Origin of the sequence: Rhodococcus tukisamuensis NBRC 100609 (assembly GCF_001894985.1) — a bacterium.
Taxonomy (GTDB): Bacteria; Actinomycetota; Actinomycetes; order Mycobacteriales; family Mycobacteriaceae; genus Rhodococcus_G; species Rhodococcus_G tukisamuensis.
Map to the genome: position 1 here is coordinate 200,522 of NZ_BCXG01000007.1, position 26,911 is coordinate 227,432.

The following is a 26,911-nucleotide window of genomic DNA, read 5'->3' on the forward strand; positions in this document are numbered from 1 at the left end:
TCAGGTCCGCCGCCCGAGTCGCGCGGCAAGCGTGGGACCGATCACAGCCAGCGACGACGGCTCGATCATGTCGTTGTGCCCGCAGTCGACCGGGCACTCGTCGATGGCGCCGGTGACGAGCGGCCGCCACTCCTGCGCCGTACGGTCGGTGCCTCCCTCCTGCCCGCGCTGCGCCGGGAACACCAGCAGGTCGCCGTCGAAGACACCCGGCACGAAGCGGTGCACCAGCAGTCGTGAGTGCGCGTAACCGTCATTGATCCGCTCGAGGTGTGCCGCGGTGATCCCCTCGCTCCCGAGTAACTCGCCCAGCATGCGCGCCGCGGAGTCGTAGGTCAGGTCCCGATGTTCGTCGGGCGCTCCCACGTCCAGCCCGAGACCGCGCAGCAGTTCCGCGAGCTCGAGCCGTCCGAGCATCGGGTCCGCGCCGTCGCCCGGGTAACTGTCCATGACCGCCAGGGTCGAGACGGACTCGCCCTGGCGCTGTAGCTCGACAGCCATCGCGTGCGCGAGGACGCCGCCGAGGGACCAGCCGAGCAGGTCGTACGGTCCCTCGGGAGCGATCGTGCGAATCTCGTCGACGTACCGACGCGCGAGCTCCCCGATCGATCCGTAAGCCGGCCCGCCGGTGATCGCGGGCAACTGCAGGCCGTACACGGGGCGTTCGGCGGGTATGTACCGGACCAGTCCGGCGTACCCCCAGGACAACCCGATTCCGGGATGAACGCAGAACAGCGGGCGGCCGGTTCCGGTGCCGCGCAGCGGAATCACGACCCGGAGGGCGTCCTCGACCCCGGCGGCGGCCGTCGCGCCGATCCGGCCTGCCATTCCGGCCGGGGTCGGATCCAGGAAGAGCATCTGGAGCGAGACGTCCCGTCCGAGGCGTTCGCGGAGGTCGGTCACCGCGCGGGTCGCCAGCAGCGAGTTGCCGCCGCGGTCGAAGAAGCTGTCGTCGGCACCGATCCGCTCCACCCCCAGGACCGCGGCGAATGCCGATGCGACCGCAGATTCCACCGGACCCGCGGGTTCCCGGAACGTGGTCGCGGCGGACGCGAACTCCGGAGTCGGCAGCGCGTCGCGGTCGAGCTTGCCCGTCGGGGTGAACGGGACCCGGTCGAGCACCGTCACCGACGCCGGGACCATGTAGCTCGGAAGTCGCTGCGCCACCCCGCGTCGGAGCTCGTCGGGCTCGAGGTGCGCGTCCCCGGCCGCGCGCACGTACGAGCACAGCAGCGTCTCGCCCGCCGGCCCGGTACGTGCGATCGTCACCGCGAACCCGACGCCCGCCTGCGCGATCAGCGCGGCATCCGTCTCGGCGGGTTCGATGCGGAAGCCGCGAACCTTCACCTGGAGGTCGCTGCGGCCGACGTACTCGAGCGCGCCGTCGGTCCGTCGACGGACCAGGTCACCGGTGCGGTAGATCCTGTCACCGGGCGAGCCGAACGGATCGGCGACGAAGTGGCCGGCCGTCAACGTCGGCCGACGGTGGTAGCCGCGGGCGAGGGCCGGCCCCGCGACGTACAGCTCCCCCACCACGCCACGCGGCACCGGGTGCAGGCGCGCGTCGAGCACCCGCTCGGACACGCCGCGGATCGGCCCGCCGAGCGTGATCGGCGCGCCCGGGGTCATCGGATCGCTGATGTTCGCCATGATCGTGGTCTCGGTGGGGCCGTACGCGTTGAGCATCGTGCGGTCCGGCGCCCATCGCGCGACCAGTTCCGGGGGGCACGGTTCACCGGCGACGACGAGCGTGCGGAGCGAGTCGAGCCCGTCGGGATCCACCGACGCCAGCGCGGTCGGGGTCAGGAATCCGTGGGTGATGCGGCCGGCCTCCAGGGCTGCGGCCAGCTCGGTGCCCCCGTAGACGTCCGGCGGGACGACCACCATGGTCGCGCCCGCACACAGCGCCATCACGATCTCGAACACCGACGCGTCGAAGCTCGGGGACGCGAAGTGCAGGGTGCGGGCGCCGGGAGTGACGTCCAGGCGGGTGCGCTCCTCGGCGGCGAGGTTCGCCAGGCCCCGGTGGGTGAGCACGACGCCCTTCGGGATGCCGGTCGACCCGGACGTGTAGATCAGGTACGCGGGGTTCTCTGCCCTCAGGGGGCGGATCCGCTCGGCGTCGACGACCTCCGTGTCCGACATGTCCGCGACCACCGCGGTGGTGTCGGCATCGTCGAGCACCACCCAGTCGACGTCGTCCGGCAGACGACTGCGCGCCCCGGCGACGGTCACCCCCAGCACCGCGCCGGAGTCGTCCAGCATGTGCTCGATCCGGCCGGCCGGGTACTCCGGGTCGACCGGCAGGAAGGCCGCCCCGGTCTTCGCGACCGCCCACACCGCGAGCACCGACTCGAACGACCGCGACAACCCGAGCGCGACGTAGCGCTCCGGCCCGGCGCCGCGGCCGATCAGCATCCGCGCCAGCCGGTTCGACCGCCGGTCCAGCTCGCCGTACGACACCTCGTCGCCGTCGTAGGCGACCGCGACCGCATCGGGATCCTGCCCGGCGTGGGCCAACAGCCCCGGCAGCAGCATCTCCGGGGCGTCGGGGCCGCCGTGCGCCGGCGTGAGGTCGCGCTGTTCGTCGTCGCGCAGGATCCCCAGGTCACCGACCGCGCAGTGCGGATCGGCGAGCGCGGATTCGAGGACCCGGAGGAACCGTTCGGCGAAACCGCGCACGGTGTCGGCGTCGAACAGGTCCGCGGCGTACTCGATGTTTCCGGCGATGCCGGCCGGGGCGCCCGAGCCGTCGAACTGCTCGGCGAGCACGAACTCGAGATCCTCCTTCACCACACCGGACGGCGGGGCAAGGCCCTCGACGGTCAGGCCCGGCAGGTCGAGGCGGGCCCGCGTGTCGTTCTGGAACTCCAACGCCACCTGGAAGATCGGGGAGTACGCGGTCGAGCGCGGCGGATCGAGCGCCTCGACCACCCGCTCGAACGGAATGTCGGCGTGACCGAACGCGCCGAGGTCCACCTCCCGCACGGCGGCGACCAGGTCGGCGAACGACTGCGCGGCCTCGATCCGGGTGCGCAGCACGAGCGTGCCGACGAGCATTCCCACCAGGTCGTCGAGAGCCGATTCCCCTCGGCCCGCGACCGGGGTGCCGATCACGATGTCGCCGGTGTCGCCGAGACGGCTCAACAACACTGCGAGCGCGGCATGCACCGTCATGAACACGCTCGTCCCGTGCCGCCGGGCGAACTCCTCGATCCCGCGGTGCAGCCGCGGCTCGATCGCGAAGCCCGTTCGGCCGCCGCGGAACGACTGCTGGGGTGGGCGTGGTCGATCGGTCGGCAGCCCCAGTAGATCCGGTGCCCCCGCGAGCGTCGACGTCCAGTAGTCGAGTTGCCGCGCGGCCACCGACCCGGGGTCGTGGTCGTCACCGAGCAGCCGGCGCTGCCACAGTGTGTAGTCGGCGTACTGCACCGCGAGCGGCGACCACTCGGGCACGCGGCCCGCCGCCCTCGCGGCGTACGCGCGGACCAGGTCCCGGGACAGCGGGCCGGTCGAGAACCCGTCGACCGCGATGTGGTGGGCCACCAGTACCAGGACGTGCTGGTCGGCACCGAGCACGAACAGCGCCCCACGTATCGGCACCCGGGCGGTGACGTCGAAACCGGCGGACACCTCGGCGTGGATCCGCCGGGCCAGCTCGTGCTCGTCGGCGACCGGCACCGGCCGAATGGCGGGCGCCGCCTCGGCCGCCGGGCAGATCTGCTGAACCGGGCCGTCACGCCCGACCGGGAAGACGGTGCGCAGCGACTCGTGCCGGTCGACGACGTCGGCCAGCGCCGCGTCGAGGGCCTCGATGTCGAGTGCACCCGACAGGCGCACCACGAGGGGGACGTTGTACGCGGGCGAGGCCGGGTCGAACTGGTTGATGAACCACATCCGCTGCTGCGCGGGCGACAGCGGGATCTCGTCCGGCCGTTCGGTCGGCTCGAGGACAGGACGGCCGGACGCGCCCGCCGCCCCGTGTTCGATGCGCTCGGCCAGTGCCGCCGCGGTCGGCGCGGCGAAGAGCGCGCGGACACCCAGATCGATGCCGAGGGTCTCCCGGAGTCGGGCGACAACGCGCGTCGCGGACAGCGAATTGCCGCCGAGTTCGAAGAAGTCGTCGCCGGTGCCCACCCGGTCCACCTCGAGCACCGTCGCGAACACCTCGGTCACCGCCTCCTCCATCGGGTTGGTCGGCGACCTGAACACCTCCGCGGCGTGACCGGACTCGGGATCGGGCAGTGCGCGGCGATCGAGCTTCCCGGTGGGCGTGAGCGGGATGTCGTCGAGCACCACGATCGACGCCGGCACCATGAAGCCGGGGACCTGCGCGGCCAACCGCGCCCGGAGGTCGTCGACGGCGATGTCCCGGCCGCCGGCCGCTGCCACGTAGGACACCAGCACGGTGTCGCCGCCCGGCCCCGGGCGCCCGAGCGTGGCCGCGAACCGCACGTCGGGATGCGCCGCCAGCACGGCGTCGATCTCGCCGAGTTCGATGCGGAAGCCTCGGACCTTCACCTGGAAGTCGCTGCGGCCGCGGTACTCGAGCTTCCCGTCCGGGGTCCACACCCCGACGTCGCCGGTGCGGTACATCCGCCCGCCGGCCTCGCCGAACGGGTCGGCGACGAAACGTCCGGCGGTCGTACCGGCCCGCCGGTGGTAGCCGCGGGCCAGGCCCGGGCCGGCGATGTAGACCTCGCCCTCGACGCCCGCCGGCACCGGCTGAAGTCGCGCGTCCAGCACCGTCTCGGCGACGCCGCGGATCGGCCCGCCCAGCGGAATCGGCGCGACTCCCGGCACACAGTCCTCGATGTTCACGACGATCGTGGTCTCCGTCGGCCCGTACACGTTGACCATTCGTCGCTGCGGCATCCAGTCCGCGATGAGCTCCGGCGGCCACGCCTCCCCGCCGACCATCACGCACTGCAGATCGTCGAGCCCGGTCGGGTCGATCGAGGCGAGCGCGGCCGGCGTGATGAAGGCGTGGGTGACGCGCTGCTGCTTCAGCACCGCGGCCAGATCCGCGCCGCCGTAGACGGTGCGGTCCGCGATCACCATGGTCGCGCCCGCCGCGAAGCACAGCAGGTACTCGAGCAGCGAGACGTCGAAGCTGGGAGACGAGAAGTGCAACGTCCGGGAGCCCGCGGTCACCGCGCACCGATCCCGCTGCTCGTCGGCGTAGTTCCCCAGGCCCCGATGAGTCAGGGTGACGGCCTTGGGCACGCCGGTGGAGCCGGAGGTGTAGATCAGGTAGGCGGGATTGTCGACCCGCAGCGGCGCCGTGCGCTCGGTGTCGGCCACCGGCGCCGGCGATCGCGAAGCGCAGTCCGCGGCGAATCCGGGGTCGTCGAGCGTCAGCCACGGCAGCGTGTCGGGCAGCCGGTGCCGGTGCGCCGCGACGGTGAGCCCGACGAGGGCACCGGAGTCGGCAAGCATGTGCTGCACCCGTTCGGCGGGATAGTCCGGGTCCACCGGGACGAACGCGGCCCCGGTGCGGGCCACCGCCCACATCGCGAGAACCGATTCGACGGACCGTGGAACACCCAGCGCCACGTACGTCTCCGGCCCCACACCGTGGTCGATCAGTGCCCGTGCGACCCGGTTGGACCGAGCGTCGAGGTCCGCGTAGGTGAGCTCGCGCCCGTCGGCGACCAGCGCGATCGCCTCCGGGTTGGGGGCGGCCGCGGCCGCGAGGATCTCCGGGAGGGTGCGGGCCGCGCCGCGCGGACCTCCCCGCACCGGCGCCAGCACCCGGCGTTCGTCCGCGGTCAGCAGGTCCAGTCCGGCCAGGCGCCGCCCCGGATCGTCGCCGATCGCGCGCAGGACGTGCAACAGTCGGCGGGCGGCAGCGTCGACCGCGGTCTGTCCTAGGAGGTCCGGGCGGAACTTCATCGTCAGGCGCAGGCGGTCGGTCGTGGACGCGACCACGCTCAGCGGGTAGTGGGCGGAGTCGCGGACCTCGATGCCGGTCACCCGCATCCCCGCGATGTCGGCGTCCGCGGACAGCTCGCCGGGCACGGGATAGGACTCGAACACGGTGAGCGTGTCGAAGCCGGCACCCGGTCCCGCCGCGCCCTGGATGTCGGTGAGCCCGACGTGGTGATGGTCGAGCAGCGACGACTGCTCCGCCTGCACCCGGTCGAGCAACGCGCCCAGAGTCTCCGCGGGATCGAGCCGGATCCGGACCGGCACGGTGTTGATGAACAGCCCGATCATCGACTCGATGCCGGGCACGTGCGGGGGCCGCCCGGACACCGTGCTGCCGAACACGACGTCGTCGCGGCCGGTGAGAAGTCCGAGGACGATTGCCCACCCGACCTCGACGACGGTGTTGAGCGTCAGCCCGCGCTCACGTGCGAGGACCCGCAGCCGCTCGGTCGTCTCGACGTCCAACTCGTACGGCAGGTCCCGCGACGGGGTGGACTGCGCGGTCGTGGCGGACCCGGCGCGGACCAGCAGGGTCGGCTCGTCCTGCCCGTCGAGGGCGTCGGTCCACGCGTGCAGCGCCGCCGACCGGTCCTGCCCCGCGAGCCATTCGAGGTAGTCGCGGTGGGGGCGCACCCGCGGCAGCGCGGAGGGGTCGCCGTCGGTGGCGTAGAGCACGACGAGCTCCGCGAGCAGCAGCGGCGTCGACCACCCGTCGAGCAGGATGTGGTGGTTGGTCAGGACCAGTCGGCTCGTGCCACCGGGCATGCGCACCAGACGAAGTCGCAGCAGCGGCGGCGACGCCATGACGAACGGTCGGGTGCGGTCCTCGGCCAGGATCTCGGCGAACCGCTCCGACGCCGCCGGCTCGGCGGACTCGCGCAGGTCCGTCTCCGCCCAGGGCGCGGCCACCCCGTCCTGGACTATCTGCACGGCCTCCCCTTCCGGCGCACGCACAAATCCCGTCCGCAGGTTCGCGTGCCGATCCAGCACGCCCTCGACCGCACGCCGCAGTCGCCGGGCGTCGACGACGCCGCCGAGGGTGAGGATCAGCTGCACCAGGTACGCGTCCACCGAGGTGTCGGCCAGTTCGGCATGGAAGAACAGGCCGCGTTGCATCGGAGTCAGCGGCCACACGTCGGACAGCGACGGGAACCGGGCCTCGAACCGCTCGACGGCCGACTGGTCCAGGTGCACCAGACCCAGATCCGACGGGGTCCGCCCGCCCGCACCCGGCGCGCTGGCCCGCTCGACCACCGCCCGCGCGGCGACGATCCACCCCTGCGCCAGCCGCTGCACGTCCGCGGCATCGAGCACGCGGCGCGGGAAGGCCCACGTCGCCCTGATCCGCGGGCCGTCAGGACCGGGCACCGTCACCGCGTTGACCTCGATCGCGAACGCCACCGGCAGGTCTGCTGCCACCGCATCGTGCAGTCCGGATTCCGTGACAGGGAGCCAGCTTCCGTCCCCGCGCGGTTCGGCGCCGCCGCCCAGCCGACCGAGGTAGTTGAAGCTGATCTCCGGCTCGGGCAACCCGCGCAGCTCGGCTCCCGCCTCGTCGCCGAGGTACCGGAGCAGGCCGTACCCGATCCCGTGGTCGGGCACCGCGCGCAGTTGCTCCTTGACCGCCTTCACCGCCGCACCGGCGGCGGCGCCACCGCCGAGGGCCTCCTCGACGTCGACGCCCGACAGGTCCAGGCGCACCGGGTAGATCGACGTGAACCACCCCACCGTGCGGGACAGGTCGGCGCCCGGCACCACCTGGGGCTCGCGGCCGTGCCCCTCGAGCGCCACCGCGACGTCGTCGGTCTCGATGCCGCGGCCGCGACGCCAGGCCGCGAGCGCGAGGGCCAGCGCGGTGAGCAGACCGTCGTCGACTGCGCCGTGGAACACCCGCGGCACCGTGGTCGTCAGGCCGAGGGTCACGTCGGCAGGCAACTCCACCTCGACGCGCTCGAGGGTGCCTGCGACGTCGACCGACGGGTCGAGTTCTCCCACCGCGCGCCCCACGGATGCCCGGGAGACCGTCGACCGCCACAGGTCCAGCTCGCCGGCGCGGTCCCGCGCCGCCCGAACGAGCCCGTCCGCCCATGTCCGCATCGAGGTGCCGATCGCCGGTAGGTCCGGCTGCGCACCGTCCGCGGCCTGTGTGCAGGCGAGCACGAGGTCGGGGATCAGGATCCGCCACGAGACCCCGTCGATGACGAGGTGGTGGGCGACGACGAGCAACCGCGGCGCGTCTCCCCCGACGAGGTGCACGAACTGGATCATGCTGCCGGACTCCGGATCCAGCAGGTCGGCGGCCGCCTCCAGTGCATCCTGGGTCGCGTGGCCCGCTCCGGCGACGGTGTCGACCGGGACCTGTCGCACGATCGTGTCGGCGGGCACCGCACCCGGCGGTCGCACCTCGAGCCGCCACCCGGACTCGGCGCGGGCGTCCGGGCGGAGCCGGGACCGCAGCATGTCGTGCCGGTCCATGACCGCGTCCACTGCGCGGGTGAGGGTGTCGCGGCCGATTCCGGTGGGCATCGCGAGCAGGACCGACTGCGAGTAGCGGCGGAAGTCGCCACCGGTCCGCGTGCCCGAGCGCTCGAGGAGCCACCGCATGATCGGCGTGAGTGGGACATCGCCGACGCCGCCGCCCGGTAGTTCCGGCAGCACGACGACGTCGTCGGTGCCGGTGAGGTCGGCGACCTCCGCGAGACCGGCGACGGTGCGCCGCTCGAACACGTCGCGCGGCGTGAACGTCACCCCCGCGGCCGTCGCCCGCGACACCAGCTGGATGGACATGATCGAGTCGCCGCCGAGCCCGAAGAAGGAGTCGTCGGTACCGACCGTCTCGACACCGAGAAGCTCCGCGAACAGTCTCGCCAGCAGTCGCTCGGTGCCGGAGCCGGGTGCCCGCCCGCCGACGGTCCCCGGCCGCGGTTCGGGGAGTGCGGCGCGATCGAGCTTGCCATGCGCGGTGATCGGGAACTCCGCGAGGACCGTCGTCACGGAGGGCACCATGTGTCCGGGCAGCCGGCGGGCGACGGCCTCGGTGACCGAGGCCGGATCGAGCGCGGCACCGGACTCGGGGACCACGTAGGCGACCAGCCGCGCGGCGCCATCGGTAGGCCCGGATCGCGCGAGCACGACCGCGGACGCGACCCCCGGAACCGCGGTGAGGGCCGACTCGACCTCCCCCGGCTCCACCCGGAATCCGCGGATCTGGACCTGGGAGTCGCTGCGCCCCAGGAACTCGAGCTCGCCGTCCGAGGTCCAGCGGGCCCGATCGCCGGTGCGGTACATCCGCCCCGCGGGACCGAACGGGTCGGCGACGAAGCGTCCCGCGGTCAGCCCGGTCCGTCCCCGGTATCCCCGCGCCACCTGCGCGCCCGACACGTACAACTCGCCCGCGACCCCGAGCGGTGCGGGACGCAGGCGCTCGTCGAGCACCCATACCCGCACCCCGGGAAGTCCGCCGCCGATCACCGACCCGGTGGGGCGCGGCCCGGTGACCGCCGCGACGTCGATCACCCGCCAGGTCACGTGCACACAGGTCTCGGTGATGCCGAACATGTTCACCAGAGCCGGTGCGGCGCACCCGTGCCGGTCGACCCAGGGGGCGAGGCGGTCGACGTCCAGCGCCTCGCCGCCGAACACCACCCAGCGGAGCGCGAGGGTGCCGCCGTCGGCCGCGGCATCGGCCCGCGCGAACTGGTAGAACGACGACGGCGTCTGGCTCAGCATCGTCACCGACTCGGCCACCAGCAGGCGTCGCAGCTCGTCCGGGGACCGTGCGGTGTCGTACTCGACGACGACCAGCCGGCCGCCGAACCCCAAGGCCCCCCACAGTTCCCACACCGCGAAGTCGAACGCGAACGAGTGGAACATCGTCCACACGTCGGCCGCGCCGAAGCCGAGCACGGCGCGGGCTCCGGTCAGCAGCGTCACCGCGTTCCGGTGGGTCACCGCGACGCCCTTGGGCCTCCCGGTCGAACCCGACGTGTAGATCACGTAGGCGACGGAATCCGCGTGCAGCGGACCGGTGCGGTCGGCGTCGGTCACCGGCGTTGCGCTCAGGGAGTCGAGCTGCGCGCGGATGTCGGGGTCGTCGAGACGCACCACGGGTGCACCGGCAACCAGGTCCCCCGGCACGCTCGCGTCGACCAGCACGCAGGCAGGTGCCGCGTCGTCGAGCATGTATCCGATTCGCGCCGCCGGATACGACGGGTCCACCGGCAGGTACGCCGCACCCGACCGCGCGACCCCGACCAACGCGGCCACCAGGTCCGCCGACCGATCCATCATCACGGCGACCACCGACTCCGGACCGATGCCGCGGTCGATCAGCCAGCGCGCCAGCCGGTTCGAACGCTCGTCGAGCTTGCGGTACGTCACCCGCATGCCCGGGGCGACCACGGCGATCGTGTCCGGGTCGGCGGCGGCCGCCGCCGCGAACAGGTCCGGCAACGTCCCGGCCGCCGCGGCGGCCGGCACGCGTCCGCGGGCGAGTTCCGCCGCCTCCTCGCGAGCGAACGCCCCCACGATGTCGATGTCCCCGACCCGGACGGACGGGTCGGCCGCGACCGCCGCGAGCACCCGGCCGAACATGTCCGCGAGTGCCGTCACGGTGGATTCGTCGAACACGTCGGATGCGAACAGCACGTCGCCCGTCAGTCCCGCCGGAGCGCCGGAGTCGTCGAATCGCTCGCCTATCCCGAACTGGAGGTCGAACTTCGCCTCGCCCATGTCGACGTCGAGCACCTCGACCGTCAGGCCAGGCAGCCCGACGCGGGGCCGGTCGACGTTGCGGAACTCGAGCATCACCTGGAACAACGGGGCGTACGACGTCGACCGCGCCGAGGCCGACCTCTCGACGAGCCGCTCGAACGGCACGTCGGCGTGTGCGAAGGCGTCCACGTCCGCCTCGCGCGTCCCGGAGAGCACCGCGTCGAACGGCGCCGCCGGATCGACCGCGGTGCGCAGCACCAGGGTGTTCACGAACATGCCGACCACGTCGTCCAGTTCGGCCTGGCCGCGCCCGGCGACCGGGGTTCCGACCACGACGTCGCGGCCGGCCCCCACTCGGGACAACAACACCGCGAGTGCGGCGTGCACCACCATGAACAGCGTCGAATCGTGCCGGCGCGCGAGTTCGGTGAGCCTGCGGTGGACGCCGGCTTCCACCGAGAGCTCGACCCGCCCACCGCGCGTCGAGCGCCGAGGCTCGCGCGGACGGTCCAGCGGCAACCCCGTCACCGGCGGCGCCCCCGCGAGTAGGTCCTCCCACCAGGCAATCTCGCCGGCGACGGGCGAGTCCGGGTCGTCCCGGGAACCCAGCGTCGCGTGCTGCCACACGGCGAAGTCCGCGTACTGGACCGGCAGCGGTCCCCAGCCCGGTGCGGCGCCGCCGACCCGGGCCGCGTATGCCGTCGCGACGTCACGGGCCAGGGGTCCGACCGAGAACCCGTCGGCCACGATGTGGTGGACCACCAGCACGAGGACGTGCTCGTCCGGCCCGGTCCGCAGCAGGCGCACCCGCACCGGGACCTCGCGTGCCACGTCGAATCCTTCGTGCACGATCTCCCCGACGCGGGCGGTCACCCGGTCCGCGGTGACCGGCGCCGGCGTCAGGTCCCCGACCACGCCGGGTGCGGGCACCGTCACCTGGGACGGGCCGGCGGCCGAGGACGGGAACACCGTCCGCAGCGAATCCTGCCGCTCCACCACGTCGACCAGGGCCCGCTGCAGGGCCGGCTCGTCGAGTCTCCCCGAGAGCCGCAACACCATCGGCACGTTGTACGCGGCCGACGCCGGATCGAACTGGTTGACGAACCACATGCGTTCCTGTGCCAGCGACAGCGGGATGCGGTCGGGCCGGACGCCCGTGCGCAGCCCGTCCCCGGGCAGTGCGGCCGCGGCCGCACACCGCGGCGCGAGCGCAGCCGCGGTCCCGCAGTCGAACAGGTCTCGCAGCCCGATCCTGCTGCCCAGCACGCGGTTGATCCGGGCCACCGCCCGCGTCGCGCTGAGGGAGTTGCCGCCCAGCGCGAAGAAGTTGTCGTCGACGCCCACCGTGTCGATGCCGGTCACCTCGGCGAACACGGTGACCAGTGCCGCCTCCGTGGCGTTGCCCGCTTCCCGGAATCGCGGTGTCAGCGAGGCGAGTTCCGGTTCGGGCAGTGCGGCGCGATCCAGCTTGCCCACCGGGGTGAGCGGGACCGCGTCGAGCGTCACCACCGTCGTCGGCACCATGTGCGCCGGCAGGCGCCCGCCCGCGAAGTCCGTGAGGGCGGCGACGTCGACGCCGTCCGCGGAGTTCGGCACGACATACGTCACCAGCATCGGGTCGCCGGCTTCGCGTGCCCGCGCGGCCGTGACGGCGAACCCGACCGCCGGGTGGGCGGCGAACACCGCGTCGATCTCCCCGAGCTCGACACGCAGACCCCGCACCTTGACCTGGAAGTCGCTGCGGCCCAGGTAGTCGAGCGCTCCGTCCGGCCGGCACCGGACGACGTCGCCGGTGCGGTACACCCGGCTGCCGGGCGCGCCGCGCGGGTCCGGGACGAATCGCGCGGCGGTCAACGCGGCGCGCCGGTGGTATCCGCGGGCCAGTCCCGCGCCCGCGATGTACAGCTCACCCGGCACGCCGGCCGGGACCGGTCGCAGGAAGCCGTCGAGGACGAGCAGGTCGGTGCCGTTCACCGGGCCCCCGATCGGCACCCGCGCCCCGGGCACCAGGGGCGCGCTGATCGTCGTCAGGATCGTCGACTCGGTCGGCCCGTATCCGTTGAGCATCGTTCGTCCGGGCGCCCAGTCGGCCACCAGTTCCGGGCCGACGGCGTCGCCCGCGACTACCAGCACGTCGAGGTCGTCGAGGCGGTCGGGCTCGACGGTGGCGAGCACGGCAGGCGTAATGCAGGCGTGGGTTACTCGCTCCCGGCGCAGCAGTCCGGCGAGATCGGCCCCGCCGTACACGCGCGGCGGCGCGATCACCAGCGTCGCGCCCGCGGTCGCGGCCTGCAGCAGCTCGAGGACCGAGACGTCGAAGCTGGGCGAGCACACGTGCAGGCAGCGCGCCGCGGCCGGAATCGCGTAGTGGTCGCGCTGCGCGGCAAGCAGGGACGACAGGCCGCGGTGGGTGACGCTCACACCCTTCGGCCTGCCCGTCGATCCCGACGTGTAGATCAGGTACGCCACGTCGTCGACGTGCACCGGACTCGGCCGCTCCGCGTCGTGGACGGCTTCCGCCGGCCGTGCGTCGAGGTCCGCCTCGCAGTCCGGATCGTCGAGCACCAGCCAGTGCACGGAGTCCGGCATGCGCCCGTGATCGGCGTCGAGCACCAGTCCCACCGCGGCGTCGGAGTCGGTGAGCATGTGCTGGACCCGGGCTGGCGGGTAGGTCGGATCCACCGGGACGAACGCCGCACCGGTCTTCGCCACCGCCCACACGGCCGTCACCGAACGCGCCGACCGCGGCAGGGCGATCGCAACCACCGCTCCCGGTCCCGCCCCCGCATCGATCAACTGCCGCGCCAGTCGATTCGACTCCGCGTCGAGGTCCCGGTACGACAGCCGCGCGTCCTCCGAGTCCACCGCGACGGCGTCGGGCTCGATCCCGGCCCCGGCGACGAGGATCTCCGGCAGGGGGCGCGGCGGACTTGCCGCACCGCCGCGGATCGGCGCGGCGGCGGCCCGCTCGTCCGCGGACAGCAGGTCGACCCGGGCGACGGGGTGCGCCGTCTCGTGTGTCACGGTCGCGAACGCGCACCGCAGCCGGTCGGCGATCGATTCCACCTCGGCCGGGTCGAGCAGGTCCGGCCGGTACTTCAGGACCAGCCGCAGGCGCTCGTCCATGCTCGCGAGCACGGTCAGCGGATAGTGCGTGGCGTCGAAACCCTCGACGCCCGCCACCCGCAGGCCGGCGACGTCGGTGTCGCTCGCCAGCGCCGAGCGGTCGACGGGGTACGACTCGAAGACCGTCAGGGTGTCGAACACCGCCGCCGGACCCGCCTCCCGCTGGATGTCGGCGAGCCCGACGTGGTGGTGGTCGAGCATCGCCGCCTGCTCCGCCTGCACGCGGCTCAGCAGCTCACCGACGGTTTCGCGGGGATCGAACTCGATCCGCACCGGCACGGTGTTGATGAACAGCCCGATCATCGACTCGATCCCGGGCACCTGCGGCGGACGGCCCGACACGGTCGCACCGAACACCACATCGGTGCGGCCGGTCAGGACCGCGAGCGCCAGCGCCCAGGCGACCTGGACGACGGTGTTGACCGTCACCCCGCGCTCCCGGGCGGCCGTCGCCAGCGCCTCGGTCTCCTCGGCGGGCAGCGTCAGGGTCACCTCCCCGGGTTCGGCCGGAGCCGCGCCACCGTCGTCCCGCGGCACCAACAGCGTCGGCCCGTCGACGCCGGCCAGGGCCCGGCGCCACGCCTCGACGCCGGAGGCGTGGTCCTGCGCGGTCAGCCACGTCAGGTAGTCCCGGTAGTCGCCCGCCGGGGGCGGCTCCCGGTCCGCGGCATAGAGGGTGAGCAGCTCCTCGAGCAGCAGCGGCGTCGACCAGCCGTCCAGCAGGATGTGGTGGTGGGTGAGCAGCAGCCGGTACTCCTCCGTTCCCGTCCGGGTCAGGGTGAAGCGCAGCAGCGGTGCGCGGTCCATCACGAACGGCGTCGCCCGGTCCGCCGCGAGCAGTTCCCGCCAGCGTTCCCGACCCGTCGCCCCGTCGAGTCCGGACAGGTCGATCTCATTCCAGGGCACCGGAATCCGGCCCTCGACGACCTGATACACGTCGCCGGCGTCGTCTTCCACGAAGCACGCCCGCAGGTTCGGGTGACGATCGAGCAGAGTCCGCGCGGCCCGGCGCATCCGCTCCCGCGACGGTCGGCCGTGCAGCTCGACGACGAGCTGGACCATGTACGCGTCCACCGATCGCTCCGCGAGACGGGCGTGGAAGAGCAGTCCGGACTGCAGCGGGGTCAGCGGCCAGACGTCGGTCAGCCCGGGCCGGCGCGCCTCGAGGGCGTCGATCGCCGTCTGGTCGAGCGGGACGAGAGCGACGTCGGACGGGGTGAGACCGCCCGCACCGGGGCTGTGGGCGTACGCGGCGAGCGCACCCAGCGCCCGGTGCCACAGGTCGGCGAGCCGGTGCACGTCGTCGGCATCGAGAACTCCGGTCGGGAACGTCCAGGACGACTGCAGGACGGCGCCTCCCGGCCGCGGCACGAGCCCGGCCGCGATGTCGACGACGGCCGTCACGGGCATCCGTGGTTCCTGGGCGCCGCCGAGCCCGTGCCGCCGGGTGGGCAGCCACGCCTGCGGATCGTCGCCGGCGCCCGCCGTGACCCGCCCCAGGTAGTTGAGGACGATCTGGGGCTCGCGCCACCCGCGCACCTGCGGGCCGGGTTCCCCGGCCAGTCCGCGGAGCAGCCCGTACCCGATCCCCCGGTCCGGGATCGCCCGCAGCGCCTCCTTCACGAGCTTGACCGCCGCGCCCGCCGCCGCGCCCCCGGTGAACGCCTCGGCGAGATCGATCGACGACAGGTCCGGGCGCACCGGCGACAGCGTGGTGAACCAGCCGACCGTGCGCGTCAGGTCCGCACCGGGCACCGCCGGCTCCTCCCGCCCGTGCCCCTCGACGCCGAGCAGGACGTCGGACCGCGGGGCGCCCCGCTCGCCGCGCCAGCGGACCACCGCCATCGCGAGTGCCGTGAGCAGCCCGTCCAGCACGGCGGCGTGGAGCGACTCCGGCAGCGCGGTGAGGACGGCATCGGTGACCTCGGGCGGCGCCTCCAACGTCAGCACCTCGCTCGTGGCCGCGACATCGCGCGCGGGATCCAGCGGCCGCGACCCGATCGTCGGGTCCGGGCCGCCGAGAATCCGCTCCCACATCGGCAGTTCCGGGACCCGCTGCGGGGCGAGCTCTTCCAGCGCGATCGCCCACCGGCGCATCGACGTGCCCACCGGCGGCAGCGCGGGCACCCGCCCCTCCGACGCCTGCGCCCACGCCGATGCCAGGTCTGCCACCAGCACGCGCCACGACACGCCGTCGACGGCGGCGTGGTGGACGACCAGCAGCAGCCGTCCGGTGCCGGACGGCCCGTCGAACCACACGACCTGCACCATCGTGCCTGCGGCCGGATCCAGGCGGTCGGCCGCGGCATCGGCCGCCGCGGCCGCGCGGACGTCGAACGCGGCGTCGTCCACTGAATCGACCTCGATCCGCGTCACCACGTCCCGGGCGGTGACGCCCCCGACGCCGGGAACCGTCATTCGCCAGCCACCGGGGCGAGCGGAGCGACGGGGTGTGTCACCGTCGGTGTCACCGTCGCGGCTGAGCCGGGCCCGGAGCATGTCGTGCGTGTCGAGGACGGCCTGCACCGCGACCTCGAGCGTGGCCCGGTCGACTCCGTCGGGCAGCGCCAGCAACACCGACTGGGAGAACCGGTCGATCCGGCCGGCGCTGCGGCCGAGCATCCACGCGAGGATCGGGGTGAGCGGCACCTCCCCGACACCGCCGCCGGGCAGTTCTTCGAGCGTCGACGGCCGGGGGGCGGAGTTCGAGTCGGCCACCGCGGCGAGCCCCGCAACCGTGGGGTGATCGAACACGTCACGCGGTGTGAGAGACAGCCCCGCCGCCTTCGCGCGCGCCACCAACTGGATCGACATGATGCTGTCGCCGCCGAGGACGAAGAACGAGTCCTCCGTCCCGACGGTGCCGCGCCCGAGAAGGTCCGCGAACAGCCGGCCCAGGGTCTCCTCGGCCGCACCGGACGGCGCCCGGCCCACCGACACCTCCGCCCCGTGGTCGGGCGTCGGCAGGGCCGCCCGATCGAGCTTGCCGTGCACGGTCATCGGCAGCTCGGGGAGCACCACGATGTGTGCGGGGACCATGTACCCGGGCAGCCGCGCCGCGAGGGCCTCGTGCAGGCGCGCCGTGTCCACCTCCGCCCCCGCGGCGGCCACCACGTACCCGACCAGCCGGTCTCCCCCGCGCCCGACCGCACGCACGTCGGCCACCGCCTGACCGACGGATCCGTCTGCCGTCAAGCACGATTCGACCTCACCGAGTTCGATTCGACTGCCGCGCACCTTGACCTGACGGTCGCCGCGTCCCAGGCAGACCAGCCGACCGCCGCCGGTCCAGCGCACGAGGTCTCCCGTGCGGTACATCCGTTCGCCGGAATCCCCGCCGGGTTCGGCGACGAACCGGCCGGCCGTCAGCCCCGGACGCCGGTGGTAGCCGCGGGCCAAAGCCGGGCCCGCGAGGTACAGCTCGCCGGGCACCCCGACGGGTACCGGCTGCAACCTGCGGTCGAGCACTCGCACGCGGAAACCCGGTGCCGGGCCGCCTATCGTGACGGGATCGCCCGGGAACAACGGGTCGCTGACGCTCGCCGCGACGGTCGCCTCCGTCGGCCCGTACGCGTTGTACATCCGCCGTCCCGGGGCCCAGCGGGCCACCACGTCGGGCGGGCACGCCTCACCGCCCGACAGCACGCACTCCAGGTCGTCGAGTCCGGCCGGATCCGTCGCCGCGAGCGCCGTCGGCGTGAGCATGCAGTGGGTCACCCGCTCGGCCGCGAGCAGATCTCGCAGCTCGCCGCCGCCGTACACGGCGGGCGGCGCGATCACCATGGTCGCACCCGCACCGAACGCGAGGAGCAGCTCGAGGATCGATGCGTCGAAACTGGGGGATGCGCAGTGCAGTGTCCGGGAGCGGGGCGTCGTCCGGCACCGCCGCTGCAGGTGGTCGGCGAACGCCGCGAGACCGCGGTGAGTAACCGTCACGCCCTTCGGAGTTCCCGTCGATCCGGACGTGTAGATCAGGTAGGCCGCGTCGTCGAGCCGCAGCCGAGCGGTCCGTTCGGTGTCGCGGATCGGTGCGGCGGCAGCGGGTTCGCCGATCAGGCGATCGGCGTCGAGCGTCCACCAGCGCGGCTCGTCGGGCAGGGCGTCCCGGGACCGCGCGAGCGTCAGCCCGAGGATCGCACCCGAGTCGTCGAGCAGGAAGGCGAGCCGCTCCGCCGGGTGCGCCGGGTCGACCGGGACGAAGGCGGCCCCGGTCTTCGCGACGGCCCACAGGCCGATCACGAACTCGACGCTGCGGGGCATGGCCAGCGCCACCACCGACCCCGGGCCGACGCCCGTGTCGATCAGGCTGCGGGCGAGCCTCGTCGACACGCGGTCGAGGTCGCGGTAGGAGATCTCCCGGCCGTCGAATCGGATCGCCGGCGCGTGCGGATCGATCGCCGCGCCCGCCGCGAGCACCGCGGCCAACGTGCGCGGCGGCGCGCCCGGCACCCCCTCCACCGCGGTGAGGGCGGCGCGCTCGGCACCGTCGAGGATGTCGATGTCCGCCACCGGCAGGTCCGGGGACTCGGCCGCCGCCTCGAGGATCCGCACGAACCTGTCGGCGAGGGTCCGCGCGGTGGCCTCGTCGAACATGTCGGTCGCGAACACCAGGCCGGCGGCCATTCCCGCTCCGCCGCCCGCGGCGTCGAACTCCTCGGCCACGGTGAGCTGCAGGTCGAAGTTCGCGGCCACCTCGCCGGGGTCGAGTGCCGCCACCCGCAGTCCCGGCAGCGCGAATTCCGGCGGCGCGATGGTCCGGAACTCGAGCATCACCTGGAACAACGGCGTATGCGCGTGCGAGCGGGGCGGATCCAGCGCGTCCACGACCCGTTCGAACGGGATGTCCGCGTGCATGAACGCGCCCAGATCGGTCTCCCGGACCCGGTGCAGCAGCTCACCGAACGAGCAGGCGCCGCCGACATCACAGCGCAGGACGAGGGTGCCCACGAACATCCCGACGAGGTCGTCGAGGGCGGCGGCGCCGCGGCCCGCGATCGGGGTGCCGATCGCGATGTCGTCGGTGCCGGCGAGCCGGGACAGCAGGGCGGCCAACGCCGCATGCACCACCATGAACACGCTTGCATCGCGGCTGTGGGCGAGCGCGATCAGGCTCCGGTGCAGCCGCTCGTCGACCGCGAACTCGACGCGCCCACCGGACTGCGAGCGGTCCGCCGGCCGGGGCCTGTCGCTCGGCAGGTCCAGTACCTCGGGCAGGCCCGCCAGTGTGGCGGTCCAGTAGTCGAGCTGACGGGCGAGCGGGGACGACGCGTCGTCCTCGCTTCCGAGCCAATCGCGCTGCCACAGTGTGTAGTCCGCGTACTGCGCGGTCAACGGCGGCCACTGTGGCGCGCCGCCGCACAGGCGCGCCGCGTACGCGGCGGCCACGTCGCGTGCCAGCGGGTTCAGCGAGAAGCCGTCGGCGAGAATGTGGTGCAGCACCACGGTGAGCACGTGGGTCGTCTCGTCGACCCGAAAGAGGCTTGCCCGCAGCGGGACCTGTTCCGCAACGTCGAAGCCGCGTGCCACCGTCGCCCGCACCCGGGAGCGCAGGTCGTCGGCATCGAGCACCCGGGCGACCTCGAGTCCGGACTCCGCGAGCTCGGCCGGCAGGATCTGCTGACTGGGCCCGTCGTCGGTGAGGGGGTAGACCGTGCGCAAGGATTCGTGCCGGGCGACGACGTCGCCGAGCGCGGCCCGCAGCGCCTCGGCATCGAGGTCGCCCGACAAGCGCAGCGAGAACGAGATGTTGTAGGCCGGGGACTGCGGGTCGTACTGGTTGACGAACCACATCCGCTGTTGCGCCGGGGACAACGGGATCCGGGCCGGCCGGGCACCCGCGCTCAGCGGTGGCCGGCGCACCCCGCTGCCCTCCCCGCCGACCCGCCGGGCGAGCTCGGCGACGGTCGGGCCGTCGAAGACGTCCCGGATGCCGAGCGCGGCGCCGGTCGCGTCGTTGACCCGGGCGACCAGTTGCGCCGACACCAACGAGTTGCCGCCGAGCGCGAAGAATCCGTCGCCCGCGCCGACCCGATCGACACCGAGCAGATCGGTGATCACGCCCGCGACGATCTCCTCGACCGGGTTCCGCGGCGCGACGTAGGAGTGCTCGGCGACACCGGGTGCGGGCATGCTCGCGCGATCGAGCTTGCCGTGCGCGGTGACTGGCAGCCGGTCCAGGATCACCACCGCCGACGGCACCATGTAGCCCGGAAGCCACTGGGCGACGGACGCTCTCACCTCGTCCGGATCGAGGACCGCACCGCCGTCCGGCACCGCGTACGCGACCAGCCGGATCCCGACGGGGCCCGCGTCGGCGACCACCGCCGCGGACCCCACCCCGGACACCGCAGCGAGTGCCGACTCCACCTCCCCGAGCTCCACCCGGTATCCGCGCACCTGCACCTGGTGGTCCGAGCGGCCCGCGTACTCGAGCGTGCCGTCCACCCGCCACCGGCCCAGGTCGCCGGTGCGGTACATCCGGGTGCCGGCCCCGGCCGGGTCTGCAACGAACCGCGCGGCCGTCTCCCCCACGCGACTCGGGTAGCCCCGCGCCAGCTGCGTGCCCGACACGTACAGCTCCCCCACCACCCCGGGAGGCACCACGTGCAACCGCTCGTCGAGCACACGCACCCGCAGCCCCGGCAGCGGGCGGCCGATCGACCCCCGGCCGCGGCCCACCGAAGACCTGGTCAGCGGGTCGTGGGTCACGTGCACGCAGGTCTCGGTGATCCCGTACATGTTCACCAGCTGCGGTGTGGAATCCCCTCGGCGCGCGAACCACGCGGTGAGCCGCGCCGGGTCCATCGCCTCCCCACCGAAGATCACGTACCGCAGCCGCAGCACCGCGGCGTCCCCCTCGTCGGCGCGTGCCCGTTCGGCGTCGGCCAGCTGGTAGAAGGCACTCGGGGTCTGGCACAGCACCGTGACCGCCTCGCCCTGCAGCAGCCGCAGGAGGTCCCGTGGCGAGCGAGCGGTGATCTGGTCGACCAGCACCACGGTGGCGCCGTGGATCAGCGCTCCCCACAGCTCCCACACCGCGAAATCGAAGGCGTACGAATGGAACATCGTCCACACGTCGTCGCCGTCGAATCCGAACAACTCCTGCGCACTGCCGAACAGCGTGGTCACACTTCGGTGCGACACCGCCACCGCCTTGGGCCGTCCGGTCGATCCGGACGTGTAGATCACGTATGCGAGCGAATCCGGGTGCAACGGCGCGGTCCGGTCCGTATCGGTCACCGCCTCGGGCGACAGCTCGTCGAGCGCGGTCGTCACCCGGGGATCGCCGAGATCGACAACCGGAATGTCGTTGCGACGCACAGCCGAACCGTTCTCGGCACCCTCGACCAGGACGCACACCGGCGATGCGTCGGTGAGGATGTAGGCGATGCGGTCCGCCGGATAGTCCAGGTCCACGGGGACGTAGGCGGCGCCGGTCGTGAGGACCGCGAGGAGTGCGACCGGCAGATCGTCCGAACGCGCCGTCGCGACGGCCACCAGAGAGCCCGGTCCAACGCCGTGACCGATCAGCAGGCGAGCCAGCGTGTTCGCGCGCGCCGCCAGCTCGGAATAGCGGACGCGCCTGGCACCGGAGACGACCGCGCAGGCGTCCGGGCTGCGTGCCGCGGCACTCGCGAACAGCTCCGGCAGTGTGGCCGCCGGCACCACGCGGCCGGGCCGCTCCCGCGCCGCGAGCGCCCTTTCCCGCTCGTCGGTGATCACGATGTCGCCCACGACCGCGGTCGGGTCGCCGGCCGCCACGGCGAGGACCCGCACCAACCGGTCGCCGATCCCGGCCACGGTGGCGCGGTCGAACAGGTCGGTTGCGTACTGCAGGGCCACGGACAGGCCGGCGGCGCGACCCGAGTCGTCGAACCGTTCCCGCACTCCCAGCTGGAGGTCGAACTTGGCGACACCCGGATCCACCTCGACGGCCTCGGCGGACAGTCCCCGCATCGCCACCGTCGTCGGCGCGCCGTGCTGGAACTCGAGCAGCACCTGCACCAGCGGCGCGTACGTGGGCGACCGGTCCGAGGCGAACTCGTCGACCAGCCGCTCGAACGGCAGATCGGCATGGGCGAAGGCTCCCAGGTCGGTCTCGCGCACCTGTGCGAGCAGGTCGGCGAACGTGGTCTCGGGACGGACCGTGCTGCGCAGGACGAGAGTGTTGACGAACATTCCGACGATGTCGTCCAGTTCGGGTTCGCCGCGGCCGGCGACCGGTGTGCCCACGGCGACATCGGACCCGGCGCCGAGCCGGGCGAGCAGCACCGCGAGCGCGGCGTGCAGGACCATGAACAGCGTGCAGCCGTGCTCGCGCGCGATCCGGACCAGGTCACGGTGGACCCCGGCCTCCACGTCCAACTCGATCCGGTCACCGGACGCGGTCGTCCGCGGGGATCGGGGGCGGTCGTGCGGCAGCGAGATCGCCGCCGGAAGGTCGGCGAGCCGGTCACCCCAGTAGGCGAGTTGCCGGGCGGCGAGCGACTGCGGATCGTCCTCCGCCCCGAGCAGTTCGTGCTGCCACAGGGCGTAGTCGGCGTACTGCAGCGGCAGCGGATCCCAGTCGGGTGCGCGACCGGCCACCCGCGCGGCGTACGCCGCCGCCACGTCTCGGGCCAACAGCTCGACGGACTGCCCGTCCGCCGATATGTGGTGCAGCACAACGGCCAGGACGTGTCGACGCGACCCGGTCCGCAGCAGCACGATTCTCAGCGGAACCTGCGCCCGGACATCGAACCCGGCGGCGGCCGTCGCCGCGACCGTCTCCGCCACCCGCTCCGGGTCCACAACAACGGGTGTCAGGTCCACTGCCACGTCCGACGCCGGCAGGATCACCTGGCACGGCCCCCTCGCATCTGCCGGGAACACCGTCCGCAGGGCCTCGTGCCTGTCGATCACGTCGTTCAACGCGGTCTGCAGCGCCGCACGGTCGAGCTCGCCCGTGAACGTCACGGCGAACGGAATGTTGTAAGCCGGCGACGCAGTGTCGATCTGGTTCACCAGCCACATCCGCTGCTGCGCCGGGGACATCGGGAGCCGGTCCGGGCGGTCCCGCGCAACGAGCGCAGGTCGCTCCCGCACCGGCCGACCGGGGTCGGCGTTCTCGAGGATCCGATCGACGTGGTGAGCCAGTCCCGAAACGGTCGGTTCCGCGAAGAGGTCACGCACGCTCAGCCGCACCGGCAGCGCCACATTCACCCGTCCGATCACTCGCGTGGCGACCAGGGAGTCGCCGCCGAGATCGAAGAAGCTGTCGGCGACACCGACGTGTTCCTCGCCGAGCAGATCCGCGAACGCCGCCGCGACCGTCTCCTCCGTCTTGCTGCGCGGCGCCTGATATCCGGCGGACGTCCCGCGGAAGCGCGGTTCCGGCAACGCGCTGCGGTCCAACTTGCCGGCGGGGGTCAGCGGGACCCGGTCGAGTGTGACGAGGGCCACGGGCACCATGTACGCGGGCAGCGACTCGGCGGCGTGAGCGAGGAGCTCGGCCTCGTCGATCTCGGCGCCTGCCGCGGGTCGCACGTAGCCGACCAGCACGACGTCCCCGGAGGGACGGGTGTACCCGGTGGTCGCCGCGAACGCGACACTCGGATGCGACTGGAGCACGGCATCGACTTCACCGAGCTCGATCCGGAAGCCACGGATCTTGATCTGGAAGTCGCTGCGGCCGAGATACTCGAGCTCGCGCGCGGCCGTGTTCGCGGTCGCGCCGCTCGCCCGAGCATGCCACCGCACCAGGTCGCCGGTCCGGTACATCCGCCCGCCGGTGGCACTGAACGGGTCCGCCACGAAATGGTCCGCGGTCTGTCCCGGCCGGTGGTGGTAGCCGCGGGCCAGCCCGTCGCCCGTCACGTACAGCTCCCCCACCGTCCCCTCCGGCACCGGCTGCAGCCGCCGGTCCAGGACCATTTCGCCGCATCCGCGGGACGGCCCGCCGATGGTGACGGCGGCGCCGGGCCGCAACGTGGTGCTGATGCCGGCGACGACGGTGGTCTCGGTCGGGCCGTACGCATTGAACATCCGGCGACCTGCTCCGCGGGAACGCGGGTGTGTCGGCGCGCCGCGGGAACCCGGGGGTGTCGGTGCAGCCCATTGCCGGACCAGTTCGGGCGGACACACGTCACCGCCGGTGACCACGCAATCGAGGCTGTCGAGTCCGGCGGGATCGACGGATGCGAGCGCGGCGGGGGTGACGAAGGCGTGCGTGACCCGCTCGCGGCGCAGCACGTCCGCCAGTTCCGCGCCGCCGAACACGTTCGGCGGGACCACGACCATCGTCGCGCCGGCCCCCACCGCCATCAGCAGTTCGAGCACGGACGCGTCGAAGCTCGGCGAGGAGAAGTGCAGGGTGCGGGAGTCCGCGGTGATCGCGAACCGTTCGCGTTCCTCCGCGGCGAGGTTCGCCAGCCCGCGATGGGTGACCACCACGCCCTTGGGCACCCCCGTCGACCCGGAGGTGTAGATCAGGTAGGCCGCGTCGTCGAGATGCACCGGCCGGGTCCCCGCGACGCGGGAGAACGGGGGGTCCGGCCGCGCGATCGGGTCGTCGAGGACCAGCCACGTGGTGGTCTCGGGCAACCCGTCGCGGTGAGCGCGGACCGTCAGGCCGATTCCGGCGCCGGAGTCGGAGAGCATGTGCTCGATCCGGTCCACCGGGTAGTCCGGGTCGACGGGCAGGAAGGCGGCCCCGGTGCGCGCCACCGCCCAGACCGCGGTCACCGACTCGACCGAACGCGCAATCGCGAGGGCCACAACGGAATCCGGACCGACTCCGTGATCGCGGAGGCGGCCGGTCAAGCTGTCGGCGAGCTCGTCGAGTTCACGGTAGGAGAGCCTGCGCCCGTCGGCGACGACCGCCTCGTGGTCCGGATCGACCGCGACCGCGTCGGCGAGGATCTGAGCGAGGGTCCGCGGAGCGACGTCGGCCGGACCCTCCACCGGGGTCAGACCCGCGGTCTCTTCAGCGGTCAGGATGGGCACGTCCCCCACCGGCCGGTCCGGATCCTCGGCGACACCGGCGAGCAGGCGCTCGAACCGGTCGATCAGGGCGGTGACGGTGTGCTCGTCGAGCGCGGCGTTGTCGTAGGTCAGTCGCGCGTCGATACCGGCAGGCGCGCCCTGCGCGGTGAAGTGCTCGGTCAGGTCGACCGTGAGTTCGGTGTCCTCGGGAGCGATCGCGGCGGACGGGGCGGTGTGGACGCCGAACGTCACGCGAGGCCGGGGCGCGCCCAGCGTCTCGACGACCCGCTCGATCGGGGTCTCCGGGTGCGCGAAGGCGCGGCGCTCTCTTTCGCCGGTCTCGAGCACCAGGTCGGTGAACGCGGCGGACGGGTCGATCGGGGTGCGCAGCGCCACGGTGTTGCGGGTGGAGGTGCTGTCGGGCCGGGCCGGCACCGGGGCGGCGACGACGATGTCGTCGACGTCGGTGAGCCTGCTCAGCACCGCGGCCAGTGCGGTGTGCAGCATGGTGAACGGCCCGACGTCGAGGCCGCGGGCTAGCGCCGTGGCCGCGGTGTGCAGGTCGCGGTCGAGTACGCGCGCGACCGAGCCCCGACCGGTCCGGCCGGTCGGCGCCGGGCCGGCGCGGGGCAGCACCGCCGATTCCGGCTGCCCGGCCAGCTCCTGTGTCCAGAAGGCCAGCTCGGCGGTCTCGCGCCGCATGCGCTCCCCGATCCGGGCCGACTCGGCATGGAGGTCCGACACCACGGTGTCCGGCTCGGCGGCGAGCAGGGCCTCGACGAGTTCGACGAAGCGCCGGTGATGGGTGCGCAACTCCTCCTCGCCGTATCTGTTGGGGTTGCCGCGGAAGTCGACGAGCGTCCGGGCGGGCGAGCCGCTCTGGTAGATGTTGACCAGCAGGTCCCGCATTGGTCCGGAGGTCACGATGTGGTACTCGCCGACGATCGACCCGAGGGTGATCTCCTGGCGGAAGAGCATCACGTTGACCATCGGCCCCGACAGCCCCTGCCGCGCGCCGGTCAACCCGGCGTCGCGCCGGATGTCCTCGAGGCTGCACCTCTGGTGACGCAGCGCGCCCATCAGTTCCAGCTGCACCCGCCGCACGAGGCCGGCGACGGTGTCGTCGGGATCGACGGTGATCCGGAGCGGGGCGACGTTGACGAGCATGCCGCCGGAATGCTGTAGCGGCGCGGTGGTACGCGCGGACACCGGTATGTTCACCAGGACGTCGCGGCTGCCCGTCATCCTCGACAGGTAGCAGGCGAACCCCGCAATCAGTACGGCCGCGGACGTCGCGCCGACCAGGGCGTCGGAGGAGTTCAGCCGATCGAGCGCCGCGTCGGTCAGCTGTGTGCTCTCCAGCCGGCTGCGGGCCGCGGCCGGGCCGTCCCGGTGCGCGAGCGTGGAACCGCCCTCGATCCCGCGCACATGCTCCGCCCAGTACTCCCGGTCGCCCTCGAACCGGCTCGACGAGCGGTACCTCTGGTCCAGCTGGTAGAGCGTGCGCAGGTCGAGAGCCCGGTTCGGTTCCGGCTCGACACCCTTGGATGCGGCGGTATAGAGGGCCGCGATCCGGTTCAGCATCGTCATGCCGCTGTAGCCGTCGAGCGCGACGTGGTGAATTCGCGTGTACCACAGATAGTCCCTGTCGCCGACCTGGAGGATGGTCATCTCCACCAGACGGTCCCGCGTCAGTTGGATAGGGGTGACGTAGTCGTTGTCGATCCACGCATGCGCCGCGCCGAGCGGGTCCTTCTCCTGCCGGAAGTCGAACAACGCGATCGAGGTGTCGATCGAGTGGTCGACCATCTGGCTCGGTTCCCCGCCGGTGTCCACCAGACGCAGGAACGGCGACTGGAACTCACGGGCCGCGGTCACCGCCGTCGAACGCAGCAGGTCGAGGTCCACGTCGCCGTGCAGTTCCACGTACTGCGCAATGAAGATCGGCGCCGTCGGGCTGAGCTGCTGACCGAACCACACGCTTCTCTGGACCGCAGACAACGGAAACGCGTCCGAAGAGCCGTACGGTTCGTGTACGACTGCCGGCGGCTGCGCGGCGTCGCGGTGCGGATCAGGCGATGAGAAGTTCTTCATCCGGATCCTCACGCAGTGGAAATCACTTCATTATCGGCACAGGCTGCCCGTTCAGGGTATAGGGACGCGGCGGTCGTCGCCTCAATTG

1 protein-coding gene is annotated in these 26,911 nt (G+C 72.9%); it reads right to left on the reverse strand.

What is annotated here, in order from left to right; all coding sequences use genetic code 11:
- Window positions 1–26,823, reverse strand: a complete 26,823-nt coding sequence (locus RT2_RS10720) for a non-ribosomal peptide synthetase (protein WP_072844761.1) — start codon at window positions 26,821–26,823, stop codon at window positions 1–3.
- Between the last annotated feature and the right edge of the window lie 88 nt (window positions 26,824–26,911).